Raw genomic sequence first — 790 nt, forward strand, 5'->3', positions numbered from 1 at the left:
CGATGCTCATGCCGCCAAAGCAGCCGACCACGCCTGCGGTGATGCCGATCACCGGCCCGTACTCGCGCAGCGCGCGGATGCCTGCGTGGATCTCCGCAATGGCGGCCAAGCCCAGGTTGGCTTCCTGCAGCCGCACGCCGCCGGTTTCGAAGACGATCACGGCGCGTGTGGGAATACCGTTGCGGTTGTCTTCCACCGCCAGCTCCAGCGCGCCGGCAATCTTGGCGCCGGACACCTCGCCCATGCTGCCGCCCTGGAAGGCGCCTTCAATGGCGAGCACCACCGCGGGCTGCCCGCCCAGCGTGCCGCGCGCCACGACGACGCCATCATCGGCCTGCGTGACGATGCCCTGACGCGGCAGCCACGGCGAGGTCAATTGTTCGAACGGGTCCAGCAGTTCGCGGAAGGTGCCCGGGTCGAGCAGCGCAATGGCGCGTCGGCGCGCATCACGTTCAATAAAGCTGTCGCGTTCAATCGGGTTGCGTGACATGGCTTCTCCTTAAGACCCGAGCGCGTTAAGCGATTCAAGCGCCTGCTCAAGCCGCAACCGCACCACGGCCGGTGTCGCGCCGAAGTCGTTGATGATGATCTTGGCCGCTGGCCACGCGTGTGAGCCGAACACACGCGCAAGCTGCGCCTGCCACGTCGCGCTCATGCCATTGACGGACGTGGTGATGGCCACGTCGATCTGGCCGCGTTGCCGGGCGTCAACAACACTTCGAGGTCGCCCGAGCCGACCACGCCGGCATACGCACGGCGCCAGCGGGTGCGCCGCCGGTGATGAAAATCA

At 67.0% G+C, this 790-nt stretch carries 1 protein-coding gene and 1 pseudogene; both read right to left on the bottom strand.

The window, feature by feature from the left end:
* On the bottom strand, window positions 1-490 hold a 490-nt coding region (locus FUT88_RS24925), incomplete at its 3' end, for a biotin-independent malonate decarboxylase subunit beta (RefSeq protein WP_147219210.1).
* 9 nt (window positions 491-499) lie between these two features.
* Window positions 500-788 (bottom strand): annotated as a pseudogene (locus FUT88_RS24930) (malonate decarboxylase subunit delta).
* Between the last annotated feature and the right edge of the window lie 2 nt (window positions 789-790).

This window comes from Ralstonia sp. TCR112 (genome assembly GCF_007997035.1).
GTDB classification, from domain to species: Bacteria; Pseudomonadota; Gammaproteobacteria; order Burkholderiales; family Burkholderiaceae; genus Ralstonia; species Ralstonia edaphi.